Origin of the sequence: Gilliamella sp. B2838 (genome assembly GCF_026536185.1) — a bacterium.
Taxonomy (GTDB): domain Bacteria; phylum Pseudomonadota; class Gammaproteobacteria; order Enterobacterales; family Orbaceae; genus Gilliamella.
Map to the genome: position 1 here is coordinate 52,001 of NZ_JAFNOO010000011.1, position 25,778 is coordinate 77,778.

General features: G+C 34.7%; 24 protein-coding genes. 19 read left to right on the top strand and 5 right to left on the bottom strand.

Features of this window, described 5'->3' with window-relative positions:
• The first annotated feature begins 432 nt into the window (after positions 1-432).
• From csy1 to J3U63_RS11165, 5 genes are all read left to right on the top strand, one after another.
• Positions 433-1,809 carry a type I-F CRISPR-associated protein Csy1 gene (gene csy1, locus J3U63_RS11145; RefSeq protein ID WP_267371530.1) on the top strand — a complete coding sequence of 459 codons (1,377 nt, stop codon included), beginning with the start codon at positions 433-435 and terminating at the stop codon, positions 1,807-1,809.
• Entirely contained in the window at positions 1,809-2,732 is a 924-nt protein-coding gene (gene csy2 / locus J3U63_RS11150) for a type I-F CRISPR-associated protein Csy2 (RefSeq protein WP_267371533.1), read from the top strand. Before csy1 ends, csy2 begins: the two co-directional genes overlap by 1 nt.
• Before the next feature lie 27 nt (positions 2,733-2,759).
• Positions 2,760-3,779 carry a type I-F CRISPR-associated protein Csy3 gene (gene csy3, locus J3U63_RS11155; protein ID WP_267371535.1) on the top strand — a complete coding sequence of 340 codons (1,020 nt, stop codon included), beginning with the start codon at positions 2,760-2,762 and terminating at the stop codon, positions 3,777-3,779.
• 5 nt (positions 3,780-3,784) lie between these two features.
• Entirely contained in the window at positions 3,785-4,354 is a 570-nt protein-coding gene (gene cas6f / locus J3U63_RS11160; protein WP_267371537.1) for a type I-F CRISPR-associated endoribonuclease Cas6/Csy4, read from the top strand.
• 343 nt (positions 4,355-4,697) lie between these two features.
• Positions 4,698-5,153, top strand: coding sequence for a hypothetical protein (locus tag J3U63_RS11165; RefSeq protein WP_267371539.1), 456 nt, complete (start codon positions 4,698-4,700; stop codon positions 5,151-5,153).
• A 57-nt stretch (positions 5,154-5,210) separates the two neighbouring features.
• Here the strand turns inward: J3U63_RS11165 and yccS are convergent, their stop codons facing one another.
• Positions 5,211-7,355: a YccS family putative transporter gene (yccS, locus tag J3U63_RS11170; protein ID WP_267332934.1), complete on the bottom strand. Its 2,145-nt coding sequence runs from the start codon at positions 7,353-7,355 to the stop codon at positions 5,211-5,213.
• A gap of 377 nt (positions 7,356-7,732) precedes the next feature.
• Between yccS and J3U63_RS11175 the strand changes: the two genes are divergently transcribed.
• Positions 7,733-8,059 carry a Grx4 family monothiol glutaredoxin gene (locus J3U63_RS11175; RefSeq protein WP_323849467.1) on the top strand — a complete coding sequence of 109 codons (327 nt, stop codon included), beginning with the start codon at positions 7,733-7,735 and terminating at the stop codon, positions 8,057-8,059.
• Positions 8,060-8,114: 55 nt separating this feature from the next.
• On the opposite strand, the gene rnt is transcribed toward J3U63_RS11175, so the two are convergent.
• Positions 8,115-8,768, bottom strand: coding sequence for a ribonuclease T (rnt, locus tag J3U63_RS11180; RefSeq protein WP_416379553.1), 654 nt, complete (start codon positions 8,766-8,768; stop codon positions 8,115-8,117).
• Between the two features lie 889 nt (positions 8,769-9,657).
• On the opposite strand from rnt, the gene J3U63_RS11185 reads away from it, so the two are divergent.
• From J3U63_RS11185 to cysZ, 7 genes are all read left to right on the top strand, one after another.
• On the top strand, positions 9,658-10,416 hold the full coding sequence (locus J3U63_RS11185; protein WP_267344613.1) for a Nif3-like dinuclear metal center hexameric protein: 759 nt from the start codon (positions 9,658-9,660) through the stop codon (positions 10,414-10,416).
• Positions 10,417-10,513: 97 nt separating this feature from the next.
• The gene (gene dapA, locus J3U63_RS11190) at positions 10,514-11,392 is read left to right on the top strand and encodes a 4-hydroxy-tetrahydrodipicolinate synthase (RefSeq protein ID WP_267371541.1); all 879 of its coding nucleotides are present in this window, start codon (positions 10,514-10,516) and stop codon (positions 11,390-11,392) included.
• 39 nt (positions 11,393-11,431) lie between these two features.
• Positions 11,432-12,196, top strand: a complete 765-nt coding sequence (gene bamC, locus J3U63_RS11195; RefSeq protein ID WP_267344615.1) for an outer membrane protein assembly factor BamC — start codon at positions 11,432-11,434, stop codon at positions 12,194-12,196.
• A gap of 221 nt (positions 12,197-12,417) precedes the next feature.
• Complete coding sequence (gene purC, locus J3U63_RS11200; protein ID WP_267344616.1) at positions 12,418-13,128, top strand: phosphoribosylaminoimidazolesuccinocarboxamide synthase; 711 nt, start codon at positions 12,418-12,420, stop codon at positions 13,126-13,128.
• Positions 13,128-13,583, top strand: coding sequence for a DUF441 domain-containing protein (locus tag J3U63_RS11205; RefSeq protein WP_267332928.1), 456 nt, complete (start codon positions 13,128-13,130; stop codon positions 13,581-13,583). The genes purC and J3U63_RS11205 overlap by 1 nt, the downstream gene beginning before the upstream one ends.
• A gap of 3 nt (positions 13,584-13,586) precedes the next feature.
• Entirely contained in the window at positions 13,587-15,527 is a 1,941-nt protein-coding gene (locus J3U63_RS11210) for a GNAT family N-acetyltransferase (protein ID WP_267371544.1), read from the top strand.
• A gap of 91 nt (positions 15,528-15,618) precedes the next feature.
• Entirely contained in the window at positions 15,619-16,398 is a 780-nt protein-coding gene (cysZ, locus tag J3U63_RS11215; protein ID WP_267333254.1) for a sulfate transporter CysZ, read from the top strand.
• 28 nt (positions 16,399-16,426) lie between these two features.
• Here cysZ and J3U63_RS11220 read toward each other — a convergent pair whose 3' ends face one another.
• The 3 genes from J3U63_RS11220 to J3U63_RS11230 all read right to left on the bottom strand — a co-directional run bounded on the left by J3U63_RS11220 (position 16,427) and on the right by J3U63_RS11230 (position 18,198).
• Positions 16,427-16,585, bottom strand: a complete 159-nt coding sequence (locus J3U63_RS11220) for a YpfN family protein (protein ID WP_082209445.1) — start codon at positions 16,583-16,585, stop codon at positions 16,427-16,429.
• A 104-nt stretch (positions 16,586-16,689) separates the two neighbouring features.
• On the bottom strand, positions 16,690-17,829 hold the full coding sequence (dapE, locus tag J3U63_RS11225) for a succinyl-diaminopimelate desuccinylase (RefSeq protein ID WP_267332926.1): 1,140 nt from the start codon (positions 17,827-17,829) through the stop codon (positions 16,690-16,692).
• A 12-nt stretch (positions 17,830-17,841) separates the two neighbouring features.
• Positions 17,842-18,198, bottom strand: coding sequence for an ArsC family reductase (locus J3U63_RS11230; protein WP_267344618.1), 357 nt, complete (start codon positions 18,196-18,198; stop codon positions 17,842-17,844).
• Between the two features lie 604 nt (positions 18,199-18,802).
• On the opposite strand from J3U63_RS11230, the gene J3U63_RS11235 reads away from it, so the two are divergent.
• The 6 genes from J3U63_RS11235 to tkt all read left to right on the top strand — a co-directional run bounded on the left by J3U63_RS11235 (position 18,803) and on the right by tkt (position 25,761).
• Entirely contained in the window at positions 18,803-19,045 is a 243-nt protein-coding gene (locus tag J3U63_RS11235) for a FeoA family protein (RefSeq protein ID WP_267332924.1), read from the top strand.
• Positions 19,042-21,378 carry a Fe(2+) transporter permease subunit FeoB gene (gene feoB / locus J3U63_RS11240; RefSeq protein WP_267371547.1) on the top strand — a complete coding sequence of 779 codons (2,337 nt, stop codon included), beginning with the start codon at positions 19,042-19,044 and terminating at the stop codon, positions 21,376-21,378. Before J3U63_RS11235 ends, feoB begins: the two co-directional genes overlap by 4 nt.
• 51 nt (positions 21,379-21,429) lie before the next feature.
• Complete coding sequence (locus tag J3U63_RS11245; RefSeq protein WP_267332922.1) at positions 21,430-21,669, top strand: FeoC-like transcriptional regulator; 240 nt, start codon at positions 21,430-21,432, stop codon at positions 21,667-21,669.
• A 328-nt stretch (positions 21,670-21,997) separates the two neighbouring features.
• Complete coding sequence (gene rpiB, locus J3U63_RS11250) at positions 21,998-22,453, top strand: ribose 5-phosphate isomerase B (protein ID WP_267332921.1); 456 nt, start codon at positions 21,998-22,000, stop codon at positions 22,451-22,453.
• Between the two features lie 213 nt (positions 22,454-22,666).
• Positions 22,667-23,617, top strand: a complete 951-nt coding sequence (tal, locus tag J3U63_RS11255) for a transaldolase (RefSeq protein WP_267332920.1) — start codon at positions 22,667-22,669, stop codon at positions 23,615-23,617.
• A gap of 137 nt (positions 23,618-23,754) precedes the next feature.
• Entirely contained in the window at positions 23,755-25,761 is a 2,007-nt protein-coding gene (tkt, locus tag J3U63_RS11260) for a transketolase (protein ID WP_267367687.1), read from the top strand.
• The last annotated feature ends 17 nt before the right edge of the window (positions 25,762-25,778 follow it).

Consider the following 25,778-nt stretch of genomic DNA (forward strand, 5'->3'; position numbering starts at 1 on the left):
TGGATTGAAATATACAAGGAAAAAGGCGTATCAAAGTTATGTGTTGGAATATTTCTTTTGATATTTATTTGCGAGTTTTATTTGATTATATACAATCAAATAAATTGTCAAAAATTTCTTCTGTTCTGGAAGCTATCAATAATCAATTTATCACTCTGATCTCAATACTTATTAATTATTATTCAAATGCTGAACGAATGAAAAGATTGAATATCACATCAACAAAAAAAGTGGAATATTTAATTAGAAAATTAGATTTTGTACAATCAAAATATAGATTTTTTATTACTGTTAATAAATGGAAATATAATAATAACGCATTTAATTCATTAACATTATTAAAAACATTCAAAGTATCATAAATACAAATCTTAGGCTCATAATTTATTATGAGCCTTTTTTATTTCATTGAAAAACATATAAGGAGGGGCAATGGATAATATTTCGAGGCAAGATATAAGAAAAGTCATAAAGCATTGTCTTGCAATATTTAATTGCAAAGAATATGAGGATGTTTTTTCGAAATTAGAAAAAGCAAAATTATCAAAAGATATTGATACAATTACTCAGTATGAATTACAAATTAAAGACTTAAGCAAAGATTTTGCATTTGAAGATTGGATGGAAAAATTCATTTTCGATAAGGTAAAAGGTATATCGGTTGTTACTCATTCAGGAAAAGGCATTCATTCTGCAATTAAAAATTGTGCTATTAATTATTTTCTTCAAAGTAAACCTGAAAAACAAGGGTATGTGTCATCAGCAACACCTATAAACTTAACTTTTGATTGTACGAATAATGCAGCCAGAGTTACAAGTGTTTTTAAATTTCTGAATCAAAAAGTATTAGATGATATTACGATATTTCAATTAATCATTGAAGAGCACTCGGAATTTGTAAATGCGCTATCTGATGATCTTGAAAAAGCCAATTTATATTTAACTGCCTTAAAAGAATCGTTAGTTACTGATTTTAAAAATCTTAAAGCTTCTGATTTAAATAAGCAAATTTTTTGGCCAAATAGCCAAGAAAGTTATTTATCACAACAAGAAAGCAACTATCGTTTATTAATTCCATTATATCCAAATTCTCTTTGTTATACAGTTTTTGAAAAAATTCAATCTAGAAATTCAGTTGAAAACAAAAAGGCACGTATAGAACGTTCAAACAAAGATGTGCAACATAATAGTTACTTCACATTTAAAGATATAGCTATATTAAAATTAGGTGGAACTAAACCACTAAATGTAAGTCAGCTTAATCAATTCCAAAATGGAAGAAACTATCTTTTGCCTTCACTACCACCTAAATTTGAAAAATCTCAATTTCCATCGATTAGAAAACAGCAAAAAACTATTTTTAGTAAATCATTACAGTATTTTTGTCGTGATGGTTTTAAATTACTGTTTGAAGTTGTTCAATCACCAATAAATGTTGTTGAAGTACGTGATAAGCGAAAAAAAGCGTTTAATGAGATTTTACAAGGGGTATTTCAATTTGTTAGACATATACAAACAACCATGCCGGTAGGATGGAGTTGTGATTCTTCTCTTAATATGGCACAAAAGCTTTGGCTTGATCCAAAACGTGTAGATTTAGAGGGTGAAATTGATTTCAAAGAAAAATATGAGCTAAATAGCTGGTTATTAGATTTAAAAAATCAATTTGCTTTTTGGGTTCAAACCATTTTGAAAAATAAATTTGATAACATTAAAGAGCAATTTTCTGATCCTGAATACAGGGAATGGATTAGAGAATTTGAATCTGCTGTAAAAGCGAGTCAGCGCAAAAGGCAAGGAGTATTATAATGGCTTCATTACGTTATTATTTATTATTTGACCATGTTCAAATTCAAGATGCTAATGCTATATCTAGTCCATTAACCTATGGATTTCCAGCTATTTCTGGCTTTTTAGGTGCAATTCATGCTTTAAATCGAAAGATTGAAACAAAATACCCCATTTATCTTGATGGTGTATTAATTGCTTGCCATGATTATCATTTAAAAGCTTATCGTCAAAGAGCATTTTCAGATTATAAATTTTGCTTAAAACGAAATCCGTTGGCAAAAAATGGAGATGTTCGTCCAATTATTGAGGAAGGGCGTATTGATCTTGATGTTTCATTACTGGTTGAAGTTAAAGTTGAATATCGGGAAACATTGGATGATGACGAGGAAAAACAGACATTTATTAATCAAGTCAAACAAAAATTGTTTCAGCAACGTATAGCGGGTGGGTATGTTGTTGATATTGAATCAGTAGAATTATTTTCATCTTCAGATTCTAATGAAAATCTAGTTTATGCGTTATTACCTGGTTATATACTCGTTGAAGCACAAAAAGAGTTGCATGATATTACAGCTGAACTTCGCCAACAAGATCCTAATACCACAGAACTTGACGCATTAATTGAAACAGCAAAATTACATCATCATCCTGAAGGTAAAAATCATTGGTATTCAACGTCTATCAAACAAGGACGAGGTTGGCTCGTGCCATTGCATTTAGGTTATCAAGCTATTTCACCATTATTTGCTGCTGGTGAACAACAGGATGTGCGCAGTAATGAATACGCTTCACAATTTGTTGAATGTATTTATGGTTTAGGTAAATGGGTTTTCCCTTTTCACATAAAAGACGATATATCTCAGGCTTTTTGGCATTATAAATGCAGTGAATTGCAATCGAATAATGCAGAAATCTACATTATTAATCAAAAAACTAAATAAATTAATGTTATTAAAAAGGAATAATCAATGAGTAAAGATAAAATGACTACCGCAACCGTATTAGCTTTCGAGCGTTGTTTTGACATATCGGATGCAGTTTTTTCTCAGAAAAATGATGATATAACGAGTGAATTACCAGTTAAAGTAACCGAAAAATCGTTACGAGGTACGATTTCAAATCGTTTGAAGAATCCACTTTCACCCGATCCAACAAAGTTGGATGCTGAAATTCAAAAGCCTAACTTACAAAAAGTCGACATAGCAGCTTTAAATTGCGATCTCGATGTGCTAGTAGTTAAATGGAGTTGTAAAGTGTTACCTTTCACTGGTAATTCTTCCGCTTGTAACAATATTGAATATCAAAAAGCTTTTTTGAAAGTCACACAAGGTTATATTGAAAATCAAGGTCTACAAGTACTGGCTAAACGTTTTGCTATTAATATTTTAAATGGTCGTTGGTTATGGCGAAATCGTTTGGCTGCTGAAAACATTAGTATCTCGATTACTCGTAAAGATGATAAAAAAACATTAGTTAAGAGTTGTGATGCAAAACAATATCAACTTAACTCATTTGATTATGATGATGAAGATATTAATAAACTTGCAGTGTTAATTGAAGCGGGATTAACCGGTAAAGAATTTGTCATTTTCAATGTTGAAGCAAAACTTAAGATGGGCTTAGGTCAAGAAGTTTATCCTTCACAAGAACTCGTTATGGATGAAGATAAAGCTAAAAATGGAAATAAAAGTAAAATTTTATACCAAAAAAACGATCAAGCTGCAATGCATTCTCAAAAAGTCAGTAATGCAATTCGTACTATCGATACATGGTATGAAAAAAATGCTCAATTCCCTATTGCTATCGAAACATATGGCTCAGTGACAGCAATGGGGCATGCTTTCCGCCAACCTAAACAAAAAATAGATTTTTATACTTTGTTTGATAACTGGGTTTTAAAAGGTGAGCAGCCAAGTTTGGAACAACAACATTATGTGATTGCCGTATTAATTCGTGGTGGTGTCTTTGGGGCGAGTGGTAAGGAGTAAGCGATATGCATACACACTATTTTGAACTGCGCGCCATACCACAAATTGAGATAACTGAAGTGCAGGTGATTAATCAAGTGATGCAAAAATTGCATCACGTCTTGGTTAATTTTCAAGGTAATATTGGTATTAGTTTTCCTTGTTATAATGTGCGCCGAACACTAGGCGGAATTATTCGCATTTTTGGTACTGAAACCCAGTTACAGGAATTTAAAAGTACGTTACAGCAACAGGCTGCCATTGCTGACTATGTTTTGATTCTGCCAATCGCAGCCATACCAGCTGAAGTTAAGGGCTATTTACGTTTAATTCGGGTTAACCCTAAAGGACAAAGTGCATTAAGACGTGCCGAAAAACGCTTAACTGCTCAGGGTAAATGGTCTAGCGATGTACAACAAAAAATGATAGAAAAATGGGGAAGTGTTAATCTTACTTATCCGCATTTACATTTTTATAGTCAAAGCACTGAGCAACGCTTTATTTTATGGATAAAACAGGAAAAAAGCTCAACTGCGGTAGAGGGAGTTTTTAATAGTTATGGTCTAAGTAAAACGGCTACCGTGCCTGACTTTTAAGTGATATCAATAACGCTGTATTTAATCTATTGATGGTTCAATAGGTTAAATATGGCTTTAACTTAAGTGATTTTTAGTCTTGATTTAATTACATTCACGTAATAAGTGACATCATCATGATTATCCAATTTTTTTTGAAACTAGCAGCAAAGTTATCTAAGTTTGAATTCGATAAGCCTAAAGGATAGTCAAAATATCTGCTATATCTGAGCGAAATAAATTTCTTGAGGGGGGATGGTTACTCTTTTAATTTGTGATCAATTCTATCTACTTTCGCCGGTTTTAGCTCAGTCAAAAATGGTGTAATTCGTCGATAAATAACGTTATAGCTTTGTTTTGAGATATGATAAATTTTAAATTACGATCGTTAGAATCAGAGATGGAAGGGCTAAATTTTGAATTTGCGCCCCCTCCTTTCAAAAATACTCATTGGAATGCAACGTCCAAATATCTGGCAGAAAGCGCATTTAGCTTTATTGAAGGTATTATCTATTATAATGTTCCTAATTATCAGAATTTTGGACATTGGGGAGCAACTCAGGTTACTCAACAACAATGGTTACTGATAAAACCTCAATTATTCACACTGAAACAGAAAGTGATAAAAGCGCAAAATTTTACTGAACTGCGAGATGATCTGTTTGATTTTGCATTTATTTTTGATAAAACTTGGCAAAAAGAGATGTCAAAAAATTTTCTGAAATATAAATTGAGTTTTTCACAAATGATTAGTGACCTAATCATTTGGATTGATGAGAATATGCAAAAATACAGTTCTCTCTATATTTTGGGTGTATAACATCTTTACTCATAAATATTTTCATGTTAGCAAATCACTTTATTTAGTACGCTTTGACTAAGTCGTTTTATTGTCTAATTCGCTAACAAGACTGATTAATTCCGGCAGTATATCGAGTATTAGTGCTAATTGTTGCATAACGAGTAAATCATTATTGGCTTGTTCATCTTGGATCGAAATCGACTCGATATAATTTGCGACCGATTGTTTAATCGGTTGATATTCGCTATTTAACTGTTTATCAGTCAATAAATTAATGATATAAACCGACAAATCATCAAACAATTCTAATGTCTGATTAGAAATAGATTTATCACGATGTGCCCCTAATGTTGATAAATAACTGATTAGCGTATGGTTTAAAGTTAATAATCGAAAACCTTTATCAATTAAGGCTGGATTCATATGCGGCTCTTTAGTCATTAAGCTAATTAATGATGATAAATCTGCATTACTATCGTGGGCGGATCGTCTTGCTAATCGATATTGAGGATCATTTGTTTTACCTGACAGATACTGACGACCAATCAATGCTAAGTAGTGGCTGTCATCGTGACAAACCCGATCAACTAATTTCGGAAGGTTTCTAAATTTCCAATCGGGCCAAATAAAACTTACCGCAAACCAGGCAATAAAGCAGCCGATTAAGGTTGCAATAATTCTGGACAATGCGACCTCAATACTACTTTCTCCAATTAAGCTAAAACTGAAAAAGACCAGTAAAGTAATAAACGCTGTCGCATAAGCATATTGTGAATTTTTAAATAAGAAAAACAACCAACCAGTAATAATGATTAAGATAAGTTGTTCTTCAATAGTCGGGAATAGATAGGTTAAAGGTATACCAATGATGATCCCTAATATTGTGCCAAATACTCGCAATTTTAGTCGATGTTTTGTTGTGGCATAGTTGGGTTGGCAAACAAAAAGACTGGTCAGGATGATCCAATAACCATGTGAAAGATCGGTGCAATAAATGACACCATAACCAACAAAGAGCACAATACTCATTCTGATAGCATGGCGAAATAGGGCCGATTTGATAGTCAAATTTTGTTTTATTTTGGCGAAAATATCGTAAAAACTCGTTAACTCATCATCAACCAATTGATTCTCTTCTTGCTGTTTAGCAAGATGCTGCTCTGTATCAATGTTGGCAAGTAACAGATCAATAGATAACAGGTTTTGATATAAATTTTGTAATGATTTTATTAAAAGTGACGAATTTTTATTGTGACTTTGATATTGAGATATCGCTTCTTCAAGATAAGAAAAATAGCGCGCAAATAAAGGATCATGATGATAGGTTTGATTCAGTTTGATCGAAATTGCAAGTTTGGCACAGGCTTTTGCTTGTAAATTTAAAATTCGTGCAAATCGAAACAAAATATCACTGTGTTTAAAATTATCACTTAACGCTTGATATTGTCCATGCGCTGAACTAGCTCGTTCATGAATATCTTGCGCCACAAAATAATAACTCAACATTTTTTTGACATAAGATTGTCCGCGATAGCCTTTTAATCGATTGAACAAAGAGCGTTTAGTTTGATTAAATGCATTGATTAATTGAGTATTACTTTCGGTTAATTGTAAGGTTTGTTTAGTAAATCCATCGGTCTCGTCAGGATCAAACATTGCCGCTTTAGCATCAAGATACTGGGCTAATCTAATAAAACAGTTTGATAAACTTTGTTGGGTTGTGCGGATAGGTTGAATGATAGATTCAATTAACGACACAATGTTGTACCAAAGTGCGCCTAATAATAAAAAGCAAGGTAAAGTATAATTGTCAGCATATAAATTATGCCCGAGCATTGTGTATGCAGCAATCAGTAATGATCCAAACGCAATGACGCCGTAGCGTTGTCCTAGTGAGCCAAGCATAATAAATGCAAAGGTTGAAAAAACTAATCCCACGATAAAAATCAAAGGAAAGTCAAATAGCAATTCAACCGAAAAAGTTGCTATAGCAAAACAAAATAGCGTTAAAACTATATTAATACAACGGCTAAGTAAACGGGTATCAATCTCGGTCAGTCCAGCGGCCACAACGCCTAAAGTTAACGGGATGACTAAATTAACATGACCAAAATACCATGGCACTAGGGTAGAACCGGTAAGACTAATTAGCATACGAACGCTAAAAAGGAGATTACTGCTGTAAAAAACTTTACGTAAAGTCAGGATTAAAGGATGCACGATATATTTATATTATTAAAGTCGTTTTAATAGCAATAAGCATACTATATTGTGATGGCAAGGAAAAGAGATCGCCAAAATGACTTATCAAGAATTTACATTTAGTCAGCTAAGTTTAACTGTTAAGTTTTAATCTTTACAAAAAATGAATAGAGGATCGTCGATAAATCAAAATTTATAATATCGTTAATTAACCCCTTGTTCATTTAATCTTAATTTTTTATCGATGCTTATTTGTCAACTAATGGCAAGATGTTCATAAATTGTCGTTATAATAAAACTAAATTAATATAGCAGTATGACAAGTCATAATTCTACGTTAGAATAGTCACAATTTGCTAGAAATAAAAGAAGGATTAACTAGTATGACAACTGAAATGACAACACTTGAAAAAATTAAAAAACAGATTGCTGATAACCCCATTATTTTGTACATGAAAGGGTCGCCTAAGTTGCCAAGTTGTGGTTTTTCAGCCCAAGCAGTGCAAGTTTTATCACAATGCGGTGAACCGTTTGCTTATGTTGATATTTTACAAAATCCTGATATTCGTGCCGAACTACCAAAATTTGCTAATTGGCCGACTTTTCCACAACTTTGGGTTGAAGGTGAGTTAGTTGGTGGTTGTGATATTATGTTAGAAATGTTTCAAGCTGGTGAATTACAAACCTTAATTAAAGAGACTGCTGAAAAACATAAATCTTAATTAAATTGTAAGTGCATATTTAAAAAGAAAAGAGAGATATTATATCTCTCTTTTTTTATGCTGATTGATCAGGTTGTTCATTAGTTTGTGGCAGTGGCCAGCCGCCTAATCGTTTAAATCGATTGACAATTTCACAAAATAAAATAGCGGTTTTTTCGGTATCATAAAGTGCCGAATGAGCTTGTTTATGATCAAAGGCAATATTTGCAGCTTCACACGCTTTTGCTAATACGGTTTGCCCAAATACTAAACCACATAGTGATGCCGTATCAAATGTCGCAAAGGGATGAAAAGGATTACGTTTAATTCCGGCACGTTCTGCCGCTGCCATTAAAAAACTATGATCGAAGTGTGCATTGTGGGCAACAATGACTGCACGGGTACAATCAGCGGCTTTAATGCCAGTACGCACCATTTTGAATATGGATTCCAGTGCTAGTTTTTCGTCAACAGCTGCCCTTAATGGATTATCAGGATCAATGCCATTAAAAGCTAAAGCACTCGGTTCTAAAATGGAATTTTCAAAAGGATTAACGTTAAATTGTAACGTTTCATCAGGCTCAAGCCAGCCGTCATCATTCATTTTAAGGGTAATGGCGGCAATTTCTAAAATGGCATTGAGTTTAGGATCAAATCCTGAAGTTTCTATATCAATCACGACTGGGTAAAAACCCCGAAAACGTTCACATAATTTTGTGTTTGGCACAATTGTTTATCTTAGTTTGTCAAAAATGAAGGTTATTATGCCAGTTTTTGTTGTTTTCGCCTAGTTTTACCTAAGTCATCTTAGCATTTAAGCGATAATTTAATCATCGTTTAAATCTTATAAATCAATCTAAGCGGGATAATTGTTGTTTTAATAGTTCAATCTTTTTAATCCATTGTGAATTAAGACGTTTATAATGTTTAGGCAGATGTTTTAAACGTTGTTACAACAGTTTGTAATACATCTTAAGCTTGACTAATTTGATTGCAAATGATTGATGTACATAAAAAATAAGAAGTTGCTTCTAAGCTTGCAAAGTCACTAATTAGTGTACCAAACTCTTGGTTAGTTTGCTCTTTACCATCCAACGAAATCAAAATTTTTGTGTAAAGTCAATGACCTTAATTAGAAGAATAATCCCGATCCTTCTCTTTCTAATCAATCGAGTGTTTGCTTTAGCAAATTGTTAATCTTCATAAAGTGCGTTAACCTATTGCAATACTATTTCAGAAGCGGTTTGATAAAGACGAGTTAATGCTTTTTATAAAAGTGGAAAGCCTCGTTGGCACGATAGTTAACTTAGATAGCTTTTTTAAGCTTCACTTATCATTTTCCTACTACTTATAATTTAAACCTTACAACATTTTTAATCTATTTTATTTAACTGAATAAACATTAAAATGAATATGATAGATACTAATTGAATAATGAAAGCCTTGGTCAACTAGGGTGGTAAAAATCAATTAGTCATAATATCAGGTGAGATATTTCAAGAAAGTGTCTATAATTGGCGCTAAACAAAAGGGCTTAACATTTATCTGCTAATTTTCAGCTTTTTGTTAATGTTGTTTTAGAACAACTCTATGATTGAGTAAAAGTAGCGAGGAGCATTGTGCATAATTACGAACTGCAACAAATCATTAATACAGAACTGCAAGTTTTGCGCTATCGTGACTATGCCCCTAATGGATTGCAAGTGCAAGGGCGAAGTGAGATAAAAAAAATTGTGACAGGTGTCACAGCTTGTCAAGACTTGTTAGATAAAGCTGTTGAATTGCAAGCCGATGCGGTGTTAGTTCATCATGGCTATTTTTGGAAAAGTGAGCCACAAACAATTACTGGCATTAAGTATAAGAGGCTTAAGACATTATTATCGCATGATATTAATCTGTATGGTTATCACTTACCGCTAGATGGCCACCCCACACTTGGAAATAATATCTTATTAGCTAACATGCTTAATATTTCGGTTGAGCCGCGCACTGATATCACCGATTTACTTTTTAAAGGAACACTAACCGAACCGTTAACCGCTTTTGAATTTAAGCATAAATTGGAAAAAGTCTTGCATAACAGTCAGCGTTCTATTTTATTTTGTGGTGATAATGCGCCTAAAGTGATAAAACGCGTTGCTTGGTGTAGCGGCGGCGGGCAAGATTTTATCGAAGCAGCGGCTCAGCAAGGTTATGATGCATTTTTTACCGGCGAGGTTTCTGAACGCACTATCCACATTGCACGTGAATATGGTATAAATTTTTATGCAGCAGGTCATCACGCAACGGAACGTTATGGTATTAAAAAGCTTGGCGAATGGTTAGCTAAGGAATATAGCCTTGAGGTTATTTTTATTGATATTGATAATCCTGCATAACAAAAGTTGAATTTAACTAAGAAATATCGCATACTTATTCGCAGATTTTTTATTCTTTAAAGTTGTTGTTTAAACAGATAATATGAGAGGTCATTTTATGTTTACAGGAAGTCTGGTCGCCCTTATCACACCAATGGATTCTAAAGGAAATGTGGACCACGTAAGCTTAAAAAAATTGGTCGAATATCATATTGCTAATGGCACATCTGCTATCGTGTCTGTTGGAACAACGGGTGAATCAGCGACACTTGATCATCACGAACATATCGATGTTATAAAGCGTACTGTTGATTATGCGCAAGGACGAATCAATATTATTGCTGGAACAGGCTCTAATGCCACTAAAGAAGCAATTGAATTAACTCGTCAAGTTGAAAATATTGGGGTAGTGGGGTGTTTAACTGTTGCTCCCTATTATAACAAACCGACTCAAGAAGGTATGTATCAGCATTTTAAAGCTATTGCTGAGTGTACTGCATTACCTCAAATTCTTTATAATGTACCAGGTCGCACAAGTAGCGATATCAAACCTGAAACCGTTGGTCGTTTATCAAAAATCAAAAATATTGTTGCATTGAAAGACGCAACAGGTGATCTTTCTCGCGTATATAAAACGCGAAAATTAGTGGGAGATGATTTTAAACTGTTAAGTGGTGATGATGCTACATTTTTAGATTTTATGATTTTAGGTGGTGATGGGGTGATTTCTGTTACTGCTAATGTTGCAGCAAAACAAGTTGCTACAATTTGTCAATTAGCTGCAAACAACCAAATCAAAGAGGCTAGAGCGTTAAATGAAAGTTTATTAGCATTACATAATAATTTGTTCATTGAACCCAACCCCACGCCAGCAAAATGGGCTTGCCTAAGATTGGGTTTGATCGCTGATGGTACAATTCGTTTACCGATGATATCGCTGACTGATGCTTCAATTCCAGCGGTGGAACAAGCATTAAAAGATGCTAATTTACTGTAATTTATTTTCGTATAACTTTTAATTTATAAGCAGACATCTATGTTTAATAAAACCGTATTGCAAAATAATGTCATAAAAAAAGTCGCTATTTTGACCGCTGTTGCTTCTTTCTTTCTTGTAGGATGTGGAAGCGATCAAAACTATAAACGTGAAGTTGATGGTAATGATGACTATTTAAATTCACCAAGTTTAAAACCATTAATTGTTCCACAAGGTATTACAGTACCAGCAGAAGTTGCTGACTATTTTGTGAATAATGGCAAAATCGATGGGCCGTTAGGAAAACAAGTTGATATTCGCCCACCTGTGTTGCCACTTTCAACGATTTCTGAAGCTTTTGTGATCTACAACAATGGTATGGTAACGTTCAATGTACCATTAAGTTATAATCTATGGGATCGAATTCCTAATATTTTAACTAACAAAAATATTCCTATTGATGGTCGTGATAATCAAACTATTAAAACGGCTAAGGCGTATATAGTACGTGCTGATGAATCGCAACAAACTGAAGCTTCATACGTTTTTAAGCGAAAAATTATGGGTAACACTGAAACCATTACACTTGGGTTGAACTCGCTAACTCGTGGTGCTGAAGATATTTCTACCCAACCAGCAGAAGTACAACGTTACGTAGTTGGTTTATTTAATATCATAATGGATGAGGTTGCACCCGAATCAGTTCGACAACCACCAGTGAAAGATCCTAAAGATGATGATGCCAAAAAGGATGCTAAGTCTGATAAAGATTCTGAGTCCATGAAGGCTTTAAAAGAAGATCTTAAAGACAACAACCGTCGATAGTTGTCGTTATCGAGTTGGTTGTTGTGATAAATCGAGTTTTTAATTAAAAAGTCGTCAGGTGTGTTATTGGTTTATCGTAATTGATGACTTTAATAATAAGTAGTATGTTGATATTTACGCTTTCAATAAATCCGAAGTAAAGATAACAACAATGAGTTCGAATTTAAGGAGCGAAAAGCTCCTTAATTATTTATTGGCTATGATGATATAAGGTTATAAGCATGAAAAAGTTGGATGAGCTTTATCGTGGTAAAGCAAAAACTGTTTACACAACAGACAACCCGGAACTACTAATATTGGAATTTCGTAACGATACCTCTGCTTTTGATGGTTTACGTATTGAGCAGTTAGATCGTAAAGGAATGGTTAATAATAAATTCAACTATTTTATTATGACACTATTACGTGATGAAGGCATTCCTACACAAGTTGCAGCCTTAATATCAGATAATGAAGTTTTAGTTAAAAAATTAGAAATGATTCCTGTTGAATGTGTCGTGCGTAATCGCGCAGCAGGCTCTTTAGTCAAACGTTTAGGCGTTGAAGAAGGCACAGTCCTTAATCCTCCAACATTTGAATTATTTTTGAAAAATGATGCATTGCATGACCCAATGGTTAATGAATCGCATTGTAAAGCTTTTGGCTGGGCGACAGATGAGCAATTAGCCACAATGAAAGCACTGAGCTTTAAAATCAATACAATATTGACTGAATTATTTGATAAAGCTGGTTTGATTTTAGTTGATTATAAACTTGAATTTGGTTTATACAAAGGTGAAGTAACCTTAGGTGACGAGTTTTCCCCTGATGGTTGTCGTTTATGGGAAAAAGAGACGTTGAAAAAAATGGATAAAGATCGTTTCCGTCAAAGCCTAGGCGGCGTGATTGAAGCTTATGAAGAAGTCGCTAAGCGCATTGGTGTACCTTTGTAATGTTTGCTCAGTTCGATATCTCTTTTTTTCTTCTATTAGCTTTAGCTGCACTGTGTTATGTGACGCATAATAACACAGTGACCTTTGCTGTTTTGTTATTATTACTATTCAAATTAACGCCACTATCAACTTACTTCCCGCTATTAAATCAATATGGGTTAACTATTGGCATTGTGATTTTAACTGCTGCAATGATGGTTCCTTTGGCTGATGGCACTTTAAAAATTCAAGATATTCTAAAGTCCTTTACGACGTGGCAATCAATGTTGGCTATCCTGGTAGGGATTGCTGTTTCGTGGTTAGGTACTCGGGGAGTATCATTAATTGGTGCTCATCCGACCATAATTAATGGTTTAATCATTGGTACATTAATTGGTGTTGCTTTTTTCAAAGGTATCCCGGTTGGACCATTGATAGCGGCAGGTATTTTATCGCTCGTGATTGGAAAAAGTTAGCTTATGTCAGGTCCAGATAGCACAAGAAAGCTCTGGGTATTAAAAGGCGAAGCAACACAATTGTTGAATCAATTGCGTGATACAATAAATCAGCATCAAGCTGATTGGATCACCATTACTACACAGAATAATTTACCCCCTTTTTTGACTAAAACTTTTTTACCCAATCAAACCAAATCGTTATTAGGTCGAGAATTTTTGCATGCGATTTTTGATGCAACGCAAGGTTTTAATTTAGATGCTTTTGCCATGCTGGTTGGGACTTTGGTTAAAGGAAGTATACTTATATTACTTTTACCAGAAGATTTTAACCATTGGCTTGATCAAGATAGCATACGCTGGAATGAGAACAGCCAAGCTATTGAAGTTCCCAATTTTGTCAAACATCTTGAGCAAATCTTAAAGGATTTTAACATTGAATCTGATCAATTTGACTTTCCAAATATTCAAACAGCACCGCTTAGTTTAACAGAGCAACAAACTATTCTTGAACGTCTACTAATAAGTGATGCGCCAATTAAAGTGTTAATGGCTAAACGCGGACGAGGAAAATCAGCCTTAGCCGGTCTATTTAGCCATTATCACCAATCAATGATTATTACCGCACCTAACAAAAGTGCTTTAACTACGTTTTTTCGTTTTGCCAAATCATCGGTTAAATTTGTTGCGCCCGATGAATTAATAGAGGTTGGATTTGGTAGTGCTGTTGATTATTTAATTATTGACGAAGCTGCCATGATTCCACTTCCGATGCTGGAAAACTTATTGCAATTTGCATCTGAGAATAATTGCCCAGTCTTATTAACTACAACGATGGAAGGTTATGAAGGGACAGGACAGGGTTTTTTATTACAATTATTTAAAAATAAATCGTGTGAGTTTTTCTACTTAACAAACCCAATACGTTGGCAAGCTGGCGATCAGCTAGAAGCTATTACTGATTGTTTATTGCTAAATGGTTTATTTTGTCAAAAACAAGATAGGCATCAGATAAACCAATCGATTGAATATAACATGGTTAGCCGTAATAATATTACTGCATTAAAACAGATTTTTTATTTATTAAAAACTGCGCATTATCAAACAACTTTAATTGATTTAAGACGTATTTTTGATGCAAATAATCAAACTGTTTGGCAAGCAAAGCAAGAAAATTATCTTATTGCTGGAGCCATCACTATAGATGAAGGTCAGTTATCTGACAGTTTAATTGAAGCCGTGTGGCAAGGTACGCGCCGACCTAAAGGTAATTTAGTTGCTCAATCGTTGGTGGCGCATGCCGGTGAAAAATTAGCAGCTAAGCTTGCATCAGTTAGAATTAATCGTATTGCCGTTACGGAGTCTCATCGTCGCCAGCACATTGCTCAGCAATTAGTTGAACGCATTTATCAGCATGGGACTATACAAGGTAAAGATTTTATCTCGGTCAGTTATGCTTTTAATCAAGCAAACGATCAGTTTTGGTCTGCATGTGGATTTGTACTGGTTCACGTTGGTAGTCGTAAAGAAACAAGCAGTGGTAGTTATTCCGTAATGGCATTAAAACCTATCACCAAGCAGGGATTATCTTTAACCATGCAGTTAAACAAAAAATTGCAGCGTAACTGGTACTGGTTAAAAAATATTATCGATCTACCATTAGCTGATCGTTTTCAACTAAATAGCGATCAGCAACTAAACCATCAGGATCTTGATGAACTTCGTGGATTTTGTTACTATCACCGCCCTTATGAAGCAACTTATGCTGCACTTTGTCGATTGAATCAATTTAGTCATCATCAACAAAACGCTTTCAATTTACCTATCTTAAAATCAATATTGCAAGATGATAATAAATTAACACATGTGATAAAACAGTATCAATTAACAGGCAAAGCAGCTTTAATGCAGGCAATAAAGTATGAAGTTAAGCAGTGGTTAAACAATGTTGATAACAAGGCTTAAAATAATTTAATCACAAACTCAACATAAGATCATATTTTATTAGAAGGGACAAAATATGAAATTAAATAATTTTGAAAAAACAGATACCAACATGCACAGTAACAAAACAGGTTACCAGCCAAAAACTGGTCTAGAATATTTTATTAAAGGCTGGTCATTAGCTTTCAGCCCAAGCATTCGCCACTATGTCTTTTTACCTTTACTTGCTAATATTGTGATTATGTCTTTATTGTTTTATTGGTTTTTGGTATCCATAACCGGTATGGTGGACTGGGGATTATCTTTTGTTCCTAGTTGGCTTCAATGGTTAGGATACATCATTAGCTTTATTGTTGTTGTGACACTCGCTATCGTATTTTGCTATTTTTTTAGTACAGTTGCTAATATTATTGCTGCGCCATTTAATGGGCTATTAGCCGAGCATGTTGAATCTCAATTAACCGGTATGCCGGCACCTGATACTTCTTGGATAAGTTTGATTATGGATATACCCAGAATATTGGGGCGAGAATTACAAAAACTGATTCATTATCTATTATGGGCAAGTCTAATTTTTCTAACGTATTTTATTCCGGTTATTGGGCAATCGGTCACGCCTGTTATATGGTTTTTATTTACTGCTTGGCAAATTAACATTCAATATGCCGATTATGCGTTTGATAATCATAAAATTACCTTTCCTCGAATGCGTGAGCTACTAAAGCAGGATAAAACGGATAATTTAATTTATGGTATTTTAGTCAGCTTATTTACGATGATGCCGATTTTAAACCTTGTTATTATGCCTATTGCGGTTTGTGGTTCAACCGCTATGTGGGTCGATCGCTACCGCCATCAAGTCATATTCAATGACGGTCATAATAATCGTTGATGATTAACTTTGAGGTTGGTTGAATTGGTTAATCATCGTCATCATCATTATAGGGGATAGGTTTTATCCCTTTCTTTTTTTCCAGATAAGATTTGTAATTAAGTTTACTTAGCGATTTAATTGTATTAATAAAAATACCAATCAAAATAACTACAATTATCCACCAATAGTCTTTGAGCCACTCCATCTAATCACCTTTGGTTATGGTCGAAAATAAAAGCAATTATCGTTTACTGCTAAAAATAAAACTAGCAACTTATTCTTGGTATCAGTAACGATAATCTTTATTCACTAAATCGATAATAATTTTTCTAGAATGTTATGATATATTGCTGTTAACGTGATGATATCTTGACAATTTACATTCTCATTAATTTTATGAATAGTCTTATTCACTACGCCTAATTCTATCACTTGGCACCCTAATTGGGCGATAAAGCGACCATCGGAGGTCCCACCACTTGTCGAAAGTTTGGTCTCTAATTGTGTTAATTGTTTGATAGCATGTGTAGCTGCATCGGTAAGTTCTCCTTGCGGCGTTAAAAAAGGTTTACCTGATAATCGCCAAGTTAGGCTATAGCTTAATTTGTGCTTTTGTAAAATTTGCTCAACCCGAGATTTAATGATCTCGTCAGTCAATTCGCTACTATAGCGAAAATTGAATTGGACTTTTAAATCACCTGGTATGACATTTTCGGCACCTGTTCCACCATTAATATTTGCTACTTGCATCGTAGTTTGTGGAAAATACTCATTGCCATTGTCCCAAATTGTTGTAACTAATTCATTTAGAGCTGGAGCAAAGCGATGCACAGGGTTATCAGCAAGGTGAGGATAAGCAACATGCCCTTGGATACCGTGTACTATTAAATTCGCTGTTAGCGAACCTCGGCGTCCATTTTTAATTTGATCACCAAGTTTTTGATCACTAGACGGTTCACCAACAATACAATAATCAATGCGTTCTTGACGTTTTTTAAGTAGATCAACAACTTTGACTGTACCATCAGAAGCATCGGCTTCTTCATCCGAGGTAATTAAAAAAGCAACACGACCAGAATGATTGGGATTGTTTTTAACAAATTGTTCAGCTGCACATACCATTGCCGCAACGCCACTTTTCATATCTGCCGCGCCACGCCCATATAGGATGCCGTTTTTATCGACTGTAGGTTGAAAAGGAGGATATAGCCATTGGCTTTCATCACCTGCTGGCACGACATCGGTATGCCCTGCAAACATTAATGTCTTTTGTGACGGCTCGCCATGATATGCCCAAAGATTTTTGGTGTGACCTAAATTTACTTCTTCTATAGTAAAGCCTAAAGGTTTTAATCGTTCAATAATCATTTGTTGACAGTTTTTATCATCAGGGCTTATTGATTTTTCAGCGATCAATGCTTTAGTTAAAGTAATAACAGGGTCTGTCATAATTATCTCGGTTTATTTTTGTGTAGCAAAAAATTGTGAATAGCTTTCGTCAGAAAAGCCTAATAAAGCGCGTTTTCCATCAATGAGTAAAGGACGTTTTAATATTGAGGGATTGGCTAACATAATATCTTTTGCCGCTTGTTCATTATCAACGTTGGCTCGAATGGTTTCATCAAGTTTACGCCAAGTTGTACCGCGAGTATTGAGTAAACTTTGCCAGTTGACTAACTGTAAAAATGAATCTAAAAGTTCTGGTGACAAACCCTCAGTTTTATAATTATGAAATTGATAGCTAATATTATGTTCATCAAGCCAAGTGAAAGCTTTTTTCATTGTATTACAATTTTTAATACCATAAATGATATACATTAAGATCTTTCCTAATCTGAATTGTTATAAAAAGATTATAACAGTTATCTGCTAAGTTCGGCAATTTGCGATTAATGTGAGCTAGTAGTTTGGATAAAGATATAGTATTTAATTAACTATAGTTTTAGTTTAATTGTATTTGTGGTTGAGGTATTTTTTAGATAGATGAAGATGATCTTTTTCCTAATGTTCATAAAAATAAGATAGCGGTTGATGAGAAAGTAGGATCTTAAGGCTTATAGCGTTAATTTTCGTTGTTAATTTGATCGTTAGACGATAACTATAAAAACCTATTGCTATTATTTTAATATATAGAATTTACCAACAAGTTTTAGGGTAATCATACGGTTTAGTATAACTTGTTGTTATATAATACCGTTTTATAAAAAGATATATAAAATTGCGTTACAAACTCAATTAAAAATCTCATTTTGACACCATAATTCCACAATTATTTCTATTTTTTTAATGTTTATTTGTTTTTTTATATTGAAAAAATCATTATTATTGCGAGCTGTTCGCATTTTTAAGCTAAATTATTCTGATAATCATGACTTGAACTATACAGATTAAAACGAATGGTTCAGTAATATCTAGGAGCACAATGTCAGTCCTAACTTTAAATCAGCTTGCCTTAGGTCAGGAGGCGGTTATATCGCGCCTATTGCCTGAATCGTTACCATTTCGTCGTCGGCTGTTAGCTATGGGTGTCACGCCAGGTTGTAAAGTTTTAGTGATACGAGCCGCACCATTAGGCGATCCACTTGAAATTAAAATACGCGGTTTTTTATTATGTTTGCGGCGTAGTGAAGCGGCAACTATCGAAGTTATGGAGGTTGAGTCATGAATGTTGCACTCATTGGTAACCCAAATTGTGGTAAAACGACGCTGTTTAATTTACTTACTGGTGCAAAACAACGAGTCGGTAATTGGCCTGGTGTGACTGTTGAGCGTAAAACCGGTGTGCTTAATTATCAAAATAATCACTATACTATTATTGATTTGCCCGGTACCTATGCTATTGAATCTGATGCATTGTCGGTGTCACAAGATGAGTTAATCACGCGTCAATTTGTCTTGAGTGAAAAAGAGAGTGTAATGATCAACATTATTGATGCCACGAATTTACAACGTAGCTTATATTTAACTTTACAATTAATTGATTTACAGCTGCCAATGGTGGTTGTCTTAAATATGACTGATGCGTTAAAAATGACTGGTGAACAAATTGATACTGAACAATTGTCACATATACTCGGTTGTCCGGTAATTGCCATATCATCCAAAAGAAAAACGGGCATTGATTTATTATATCAACAAATTGAGAAAATTAGCTCAACTAAGCAAGTGACTCAACCTGCAATGAATACCTTAAGTCATGATCAGCAAACAGTAATTACTCGATATATAGAGGAATTGCCGGCAAACAGTCAGGTTCATCAATTTAATCGTTGGCAATTGATTGATGCTTTATTAGACGGCTCACGTTATCAATTAACCCCATGTGAATCAGAAAAACTTAACGCTTGTCGATTATTACTTTCTGCATGGTGTGATTATGAAATTGATGTTGCTTTAGCCAGTGCTCGTTATGACGTGATTGATAATGTGTGCAAAAACGTTATTAATAAACCCCGGGAGCTAAGTTCTACTTTTTCTGAAAAGCTCGATAAAATTGCGCTAGGACGAATAACAGGTATACCTCTCTTTTTGTTAGCGATGTATGTTATGTTTACGATCGCCATCAATTTTGGCTCAATTTTTATCGACTTTTTTGATGGTTTTTTTAATACGATTTTTGTTGAAGGTCTATCTTATCTATTGCATCAACTCGATGCGCCTATTTGGATGAATATTATTTTAGCTGACGGTATTGGAACGGGGATTAAGACGGTATCAACCTTTATTCCGGTTATTGCTGCTATGTTTTTTGTCTTGTCTTTTTTAGAAGATTCTGGTTATTTAGCCCGTGCGGCAATGATGGTTGATAGAGCCATGCGCTGTATTGGGTTGCCTGGTAAAGCTTTTGTGCCAATGCTGGTCGGTTTTGGCTGTGGCGTACCTGCGATTATGGGAACCCGAACACTAGAAAGTACACGTGATCGTATTATGTCCATTTGTATGATTCCTTTTATGTCTTGTGGTGCAAGATTACCTGTTTATGCCTTATTTGCCGTTATCTTTTTTCCACGTCATGCATCAATGGTCGTTTTTTCTTTATATTTGCTTGGTATATTCGTTGCACTTGCTACCGGTTATATTTTAAAACTAACCTTATTAAAAGGTCAGCCAACACCTTTTATTATGGAAATGCCTGTGTATCGAATTCCGACATTACAAAGTATGTTTAAACTAACTTGGCAAAGGTTAAAAAGTTTTATTACTAAAGCCGGTAAAGCCATTGTCATTATGGTAACGGTATTGAGTTTGCTAAATTCATTGGGCACAGATGGTCGATTTGGACATGAACAATCTAATGATTCATTACTTGCTGCATTTAGTCAAACCATTACACCTGCACTTGCACCGATGGGGCTGGATAAACAAAACTGGCCAGCAACCGTTGGACTTTTTACGGGTGTTTTTGCCAAAGAAGCTGTTATTGCGACATTGAACTCACTTTATTCTATGGATAACCAACAACAGCAACGCGATAACTTCGATTTTAATAACAGTATTAAAGCTTCAATATTATCGATTCCTAAAAATTTACTCGATTTTACTGATACTATTTTAGATCCATTAGGATTCTCATCTTTAAAAGAAGATATTGATGATATTGAAAATGATTTAGCGGTTGATTCTACTACAGTGGCTAAGATTAAAACTTCATTTATGACGTACAATGTTGCCATTGCCTATTTGATTTTTATTCTACTTTATACACCTTGTGCAGCAGCATTGGGGGCTATTTATCGTGAAGCGGGAATTAGATGGATGGTATTTGTTGCCCTGTGGACATTTATAGTAGGTTGGCTGGTTGCGACGATATATTATCAAATAACTTTATTAGGGCAATCAGTCTCGGCAATTTATTGGTTGATGGGATGCGCTGCCTTTATTGGTGCAATGATTTTGTTAATGCGTTGGTTGGGGCAATATTCGTCTCTAAATATGCCGCCTAAATTGTATCATGATACTAGCAATGGATCTCGCTGCTGTGATCCATCATCAAAGTGATCATAAAACTTATTGGAGAAGAGCAAACCTAGCGTTTGTCTTTTTACTCATATGTTAATTTCGATTCGAGATTATATTCAATTAAAAGGGCGAGCAAATCTACAAGATATTGCTCGCTATTTTCATTTGCCTGAAAGTGTAGTTGAACAAATGATGTTGTTTTGGATTAAAAAAGGCAAGATAAAGCTCTATATTATGGAGGATTCAAATGCCTGTGGAACAAAAAAATGTGTCAGTTGTGTCGGTTGTGACCTAACTGGTCAACGCATTTATACTTGGGCATCATCTTAAATAGCTTTAGTTAATTTATCCTTTTTCAACGAGATGTATCAACAGATAAAATAAATTTGCCGCCATCTCATTTTTTTCATGTTTCTTTAGGCTATATCAAATGTTTTTATGTTTAACCTTTGATTGTTTCTGTGAAATAAATTAAGGTTATCAGGGCTTTTAAGTAAAAAACAATCAATAATTTTCGTCTTCTACCCATCAATAGCTTAATAAATATTTTATTTTCGAGACCTTTATCACATAACTGAAATAATTTATATTTAAATAATAACAAATGATATTAATATGAACTTATGTTCATTTTAGTAAAAGTTAGTAAGGAGAAAACATGAAATCTATTGCAATCGGCGCAGATGATGCTGCTTTTGAATTTAGAAATAGTATTGTTGAATATTTAACTAAGCAAGGTATTGAACTCGTTGATTATAGTAGTGATAAGCAGTCAGAAAATGGTTTATATCCTGATGTTGCTAATGCTGTTGCATCTGCTATTAAAGCCGGAAAACATGAGCGAGGTATTTTAATTTGTGGAACTGGAATTGGCGTAGCGATAGCTGCCAATAAAGTTCCCGGTATCCGTGCCGCTCAGTGCCATGATGTCTATTCAGCCGAACGAGCCAGAAAGAGTAATAATGCACAGATTATGACTATGGGGGCTAGAGTCATCGGTGTAGAATTAGCGAAAAAGCTCGTACAAGCATGGCTAGAATCGGAATTTGAAGGTGGTGGATCAACGGCTAAGGTTGAACGAATCTGTTATTACGATGAGTTATATTCAAAGTAATTAGGTTAGTAAGAAATTTTTTAGTTAAAGTGAAGTTAAATTCATAAAAAAATATAAAATATTGTAGTAGAACTCGCGTGTTTTTATCGACATTTTTAACTTTCTTAGTTCAAAATAACAATATAAATAGCGATTTGATAGTGTCGTTTTATTACTGAATAAATGATATGATAACTCAATTTGAAATAGCAATGTTGTAGAGGACATAGATGTATGAGTCAATTAGATGAATTCAAAAAATTAACCGTTGTAGTTGCTGATACTGGTGATATCGATTCAATTAAACAATTTTCGCCTGAAGATGCAACAACTAATCCTTCTTTAGTACTTAAAGCCGCTCAACTTCCTCAATATCGTCATTTAATCGATTCTGCTGTTGAAACTGCTAAAAAATTAGGTGGCAGTAAAGAGCAACAATTGGTCAATGCTTGTGATCAAGTTGCTGTAAATATAGGCGCTGAAATTTTAAAAATCATTCCAGGACGCATCTCAACAGAAGTTGATGCTCGCCTGTCATTTGATAAACAAGGTTGTATCGAAAAAGCACGCCGAATTATCGAACTTTATAAGCAAAAAGGGATCGATAAATCAAGAATCTTAATCAAAATTGCTTCAACGTGGGAAGGTATTAAAGCCGCAGAAGTTTTAGAAAAAGAGGGTATTAATTGTAATTTAACATTACTCTTTTCGTTTGCCCAAGCACGAGCCTGTGCAGAAGTGAATGCCTTTTTAATTTCCCCTTTTGTTGGTCGTATTTATGATTGGTATCAAGCTAAAAAACCTATTGAACCTTATGTGGCCGATCAAGATCCAGGGGTTGTTTCGGTTCGTAATATTTATAATTATTACAAACAACATGGTTATAAAACCATTGTTATGGGCGCAAGTTTCCGTAAAGTCGACCAAATTTTAGCTTTAGCTGGTTGTGATAGATTAACTATTTCGCCTAATTTACTATCAGAAATGCAACAATCTAACGCGCCAGTAGTACGTAAATTAGATCCTAATCAAACCATTGTTGCGCGCCCTACATTAATGACTGAAGCTGAATTTAGATGGCAACATAATAGTGATGCAATGGCGGTTGAAAAATTAGCTGAAGGTATTCGTGCTTTTGCTGTTGATCAAGGTAAATTAGAAGACATGATTGGTGCACTTCTCTAATTATGTACAATCGTCAGGGGGAGCGTGTTTCCCCCTCTTTTTTATTTTTTATCGTTAATTTCTTAACGATTTTTGTAAGTGTGATTTAACTTGCAAATAGTAATGATATTTAAATTAAATATTTTGGAGATAACAAAATGAATGCAACAACTTTATCTCACCGCGAACTCGCGAATGCGATAAGAGCATTAAGTATGGATGGCGTACAAAAAGCAAAATCAGGTCATCCAGGGGCTCCTATGGGAATGGCTGATATGGCCGAAGTTCTTTGGCGAGGTTTTTTAAAACATAATCCAACTAATCCTCATTGGGCAGACCGTGACCGATTTGTATTATCAAATGGCCATGCGTCAATGTTGATTTATAGCTTATTACATTTAACTGGCTATAATGTCACGATAGATGATTTAAAGAATTTTCGTCAATTGCATTCAAAAACGGCAGGGCATCCTGAATATGGTCATCTACCAGGCATTGAAACCACAACAGGCCCATTAGGTCAAGGTATCGCTAATGCGGTTGGTATGGCAATTGCAGAAAAAACATTAGCAGCCCAATTCAATAAAGCCGGTCATAATATTGTTGACCATCATACTTATGTATTTATGGGTGATGGCTGTATGATGGAAGGTATTTCTCATGAAGTCTGTTCATTAGCTGGCACCCTTAAATTAGGTAAACTTATCGCGTTTTATGATGATAATGGTATTTCAATTGATGGTGAAGTGGAAGGATGGTTCACTGATGATACTGCAAAACGTTTTGAAGCTTACGGCTGGCATGTGATTCGTGGTATTGATGGCCATGATGCGAAAGCGTTAGCTGAAGCTATCGAGCATGCACAAGCCGTAACAGATAAACCATCATTATTAATGTGTAAAACAATTATTGGTTTTGGTTCACCAAATAAAGCTGGTAGCCATGAAAGCCATGGGGCACCACTTGGTGATGCTGAAATCGAAGCCACTCGCAAAGCATTAGGATGGACATATCCGCCGTTTGAGATTCCGAAAGAATATTATGAAGCTTGGGATGCAAAAGCAAAAGGTCAGCAAAGTGAGCAAGAGTGGAATGTGCGTTTTGATGCTTATGCTAAAGCCTATCCTGAATTAGCGAAAGAATTCAAACGCCGTGTTGAAGGTCAATTGCCAACTAATTGGCAACAAACAGCTAAAGATTTTATTAATAAATTACAAGCAAATCCAGCAACTATTGCAACGCGTAAAGCCTCACAAAATGCGATCGAAGCTTTTGCACCAGCACTACCAGAATTTCTTGGTGGTTCAGCGGACTTAGCACCAAGTAACTTAACCATGTGGTCAGGCTCTAAAGAGATATTGTCTAATCCTGATGGCAATTATATTCATTATGGCGTGCGTGAATTTGGTATGTCAGCGATTATGAATGGTATTGCTCTACATGGCGGATTTATTCCTTACGGTGCAACTTTCTTAATGTTTATGGAATATGCCCGTAATGCAGTAAGAATGGCTGCGTTAATGAAGATTCGTTCATTATTTATCTATACCCATGATTCAATAGGTCTAGGTGAAGATGGACCAACGCATCAACCTGTTGAACAAATGGCTAGTTTGCGCGTTACTCCAAACGTTAGTACTTGGCGACCGTGTGACCAAGTTGAATCAGCCATTGCATGGCAATATGCAATTGAACGTAAAGATGGTCCAACAGCATTGATCTTCTCAAGACAAAATCTTAAACAACAAGATCGTACAGCACAGCAATTAGCTAATGTTTATCGTGGTGGTTATGTTCTAAATGATTGTACAGGCACGCCAGATCTTATCATTATTGCGACTGGCTCTGAAGTTGAACTTGCGGTAGAAGCTTATCATCAACTTACCCAAGCAGGTAAAAAGGTTAGAGTCGTTTCAATGCCTTCAACAGATGCCTTTGACAAACAAGATCCATCTTATAAAGAATCAGTTTTACCCTCATCAGTAACAGCAAGAATTGCTATTGAAGCTGGTATTAGTGATTATTGGTATAAATATGTAGGTCTAAATGGCAAAGTTATCGGCATGACAACGTTTGGTGAATCAGGACCAGCAGAGCAATTATTTAAAGCATTTGGTTTTACTGTTGAAAATGTAATTGCCCAAGCCAATAGTTTGTTAAAATAACAACATTAGAAAACGAA

Coding starts and splice junctions, on each gene's coding strand:
- J3U63_RS11210 (WP_267371544.1), top strand. CDS start 13,587: ATGTCAGGTCCAGATAGCACAAGAAAGCTCTGGGTATTAAAAGGCGAA.
- dapA (WP_267371541.1), top strand. CDS start 10,514: ATGTTTACAGGAAGTCTGGTCGCCCTTATCACACCAATGGATTCTAAA.
- bamC (WP_267344615.1), top strand. CDS start 11,432: ATGTTTAATAAAACCGTATTGCAAAATAATGTCATAAAAAAAGTCGCT.
- cas6f (WP_267371537.1), top strand. CDS start 3,785: ATGCATACACACTATTTTGAACTGCGCGCCATACCACAAATTGAGATA.
- dapE (WP_267332926.1), bottom strand. CDS start 17,829: ATGACAGACCCTGTTATTACTTTAACTAAAGCATTGATCGCTGAAAAA.
- csy3 (WP_267371535.1), top strand. CDS start 2,760: ATGAGTAAAGATAAAATGACTACCGCAACCGTATTAGCTTTCGAGCGT.
- purC (WP_267344616.1), top strand. CDS start 12,418: ATGAAAAAGTTGGATGAGCTTTATCGTGGTAAAGCAAAAACTGTTTAC.
- J3U63_RS11205 (WP_267332928.1), top strand. CDS start 13,128: ATGTTTGCTCAGTTCGATATCTCTTTTTTTCTTCTATTAGCTTTAGCT.
- J3U63_RS11175 (WP_323849467.1), top strand. CDS start 7,733: ATGACAACACTTGAAAAAATTAAAAAACAGATTGCTGATAACCCCATT.
- J3U63_RS11235 (WP_267332924.1), top strand. CDS start 18,803: ATGTCAGTCCTAACTTTAAATCAGCTTGCCTTAGGTCAGGAGGCGGTT.
- feoB (WP_267371547.1), top strand. CDS start 19,042: ATGAATGTTGCACTCATTGGTAACCCAAATTGTGGTAAAACGACGCTG.
- J3U63_RS11165 (WP_267371539.1), top strand. CDS start 4,698: ATGATAAATTTTAAATTACGATCGTTAGAATCAGAGATGGAAGGGCTA.
- csy2 (WP_267371533.1), top strand. CDS start 1,809: ATGGCTTCATTACGTTATTATTTATTATTTGACCATGTTCAAATTCAA.
- J3U63_RS11245 (WP_267332922.1), top strand. CDS start 21,430: ATGTTAATTTCGATTCGAGATTATATTCAATTAAAAGGGCGAGCAAAT.
- J3U63_RS11230 (WP_267344618.1), bottom strand. CDS start 18,198: ATGTATATCATTTATGGTATTAAAAATTGTAATACAATGAAAAAAGCT.
- tkt (WP_267367687.1), top strand. CDS start 23,755: ATGAATGCAACAACTTTATCTCACCGCGAACTCGCGAATGCGATAAGA.
- rpiB (WP_267332921.1), top strand. CDS start 21,998: ATGAAATCTATTGCAATCGGCGCAGATGATGCTGCTTTTGAATTTAGA.
- tal (WP_267332920.1), top strand. CDS start 22,667: ATGAGTCAATTAGATGAATTCAAAAAATTAACCGTTGTAGTTGCTGAT.
- cysZ (WP_267333254.1), top strand. CDS start 15,619: ATGCACAGTAACAAAACAGGTTACCAGCCAAAAACTGGTCTAGAATAT.
- csy1 (WP_267371530.1), top strand. CDS start 433: ATGGATAATATTTCGAGGCAAGATATAAGAAAAGTCATAAAGCATTGT.
- J3U63_RS11220 (WP_082209445.1), bottom strand. CDS start 16,585: ATGGAGTGGCTCAAAGACTATTGGTGGATAATTGTAGTTATTTTGATT.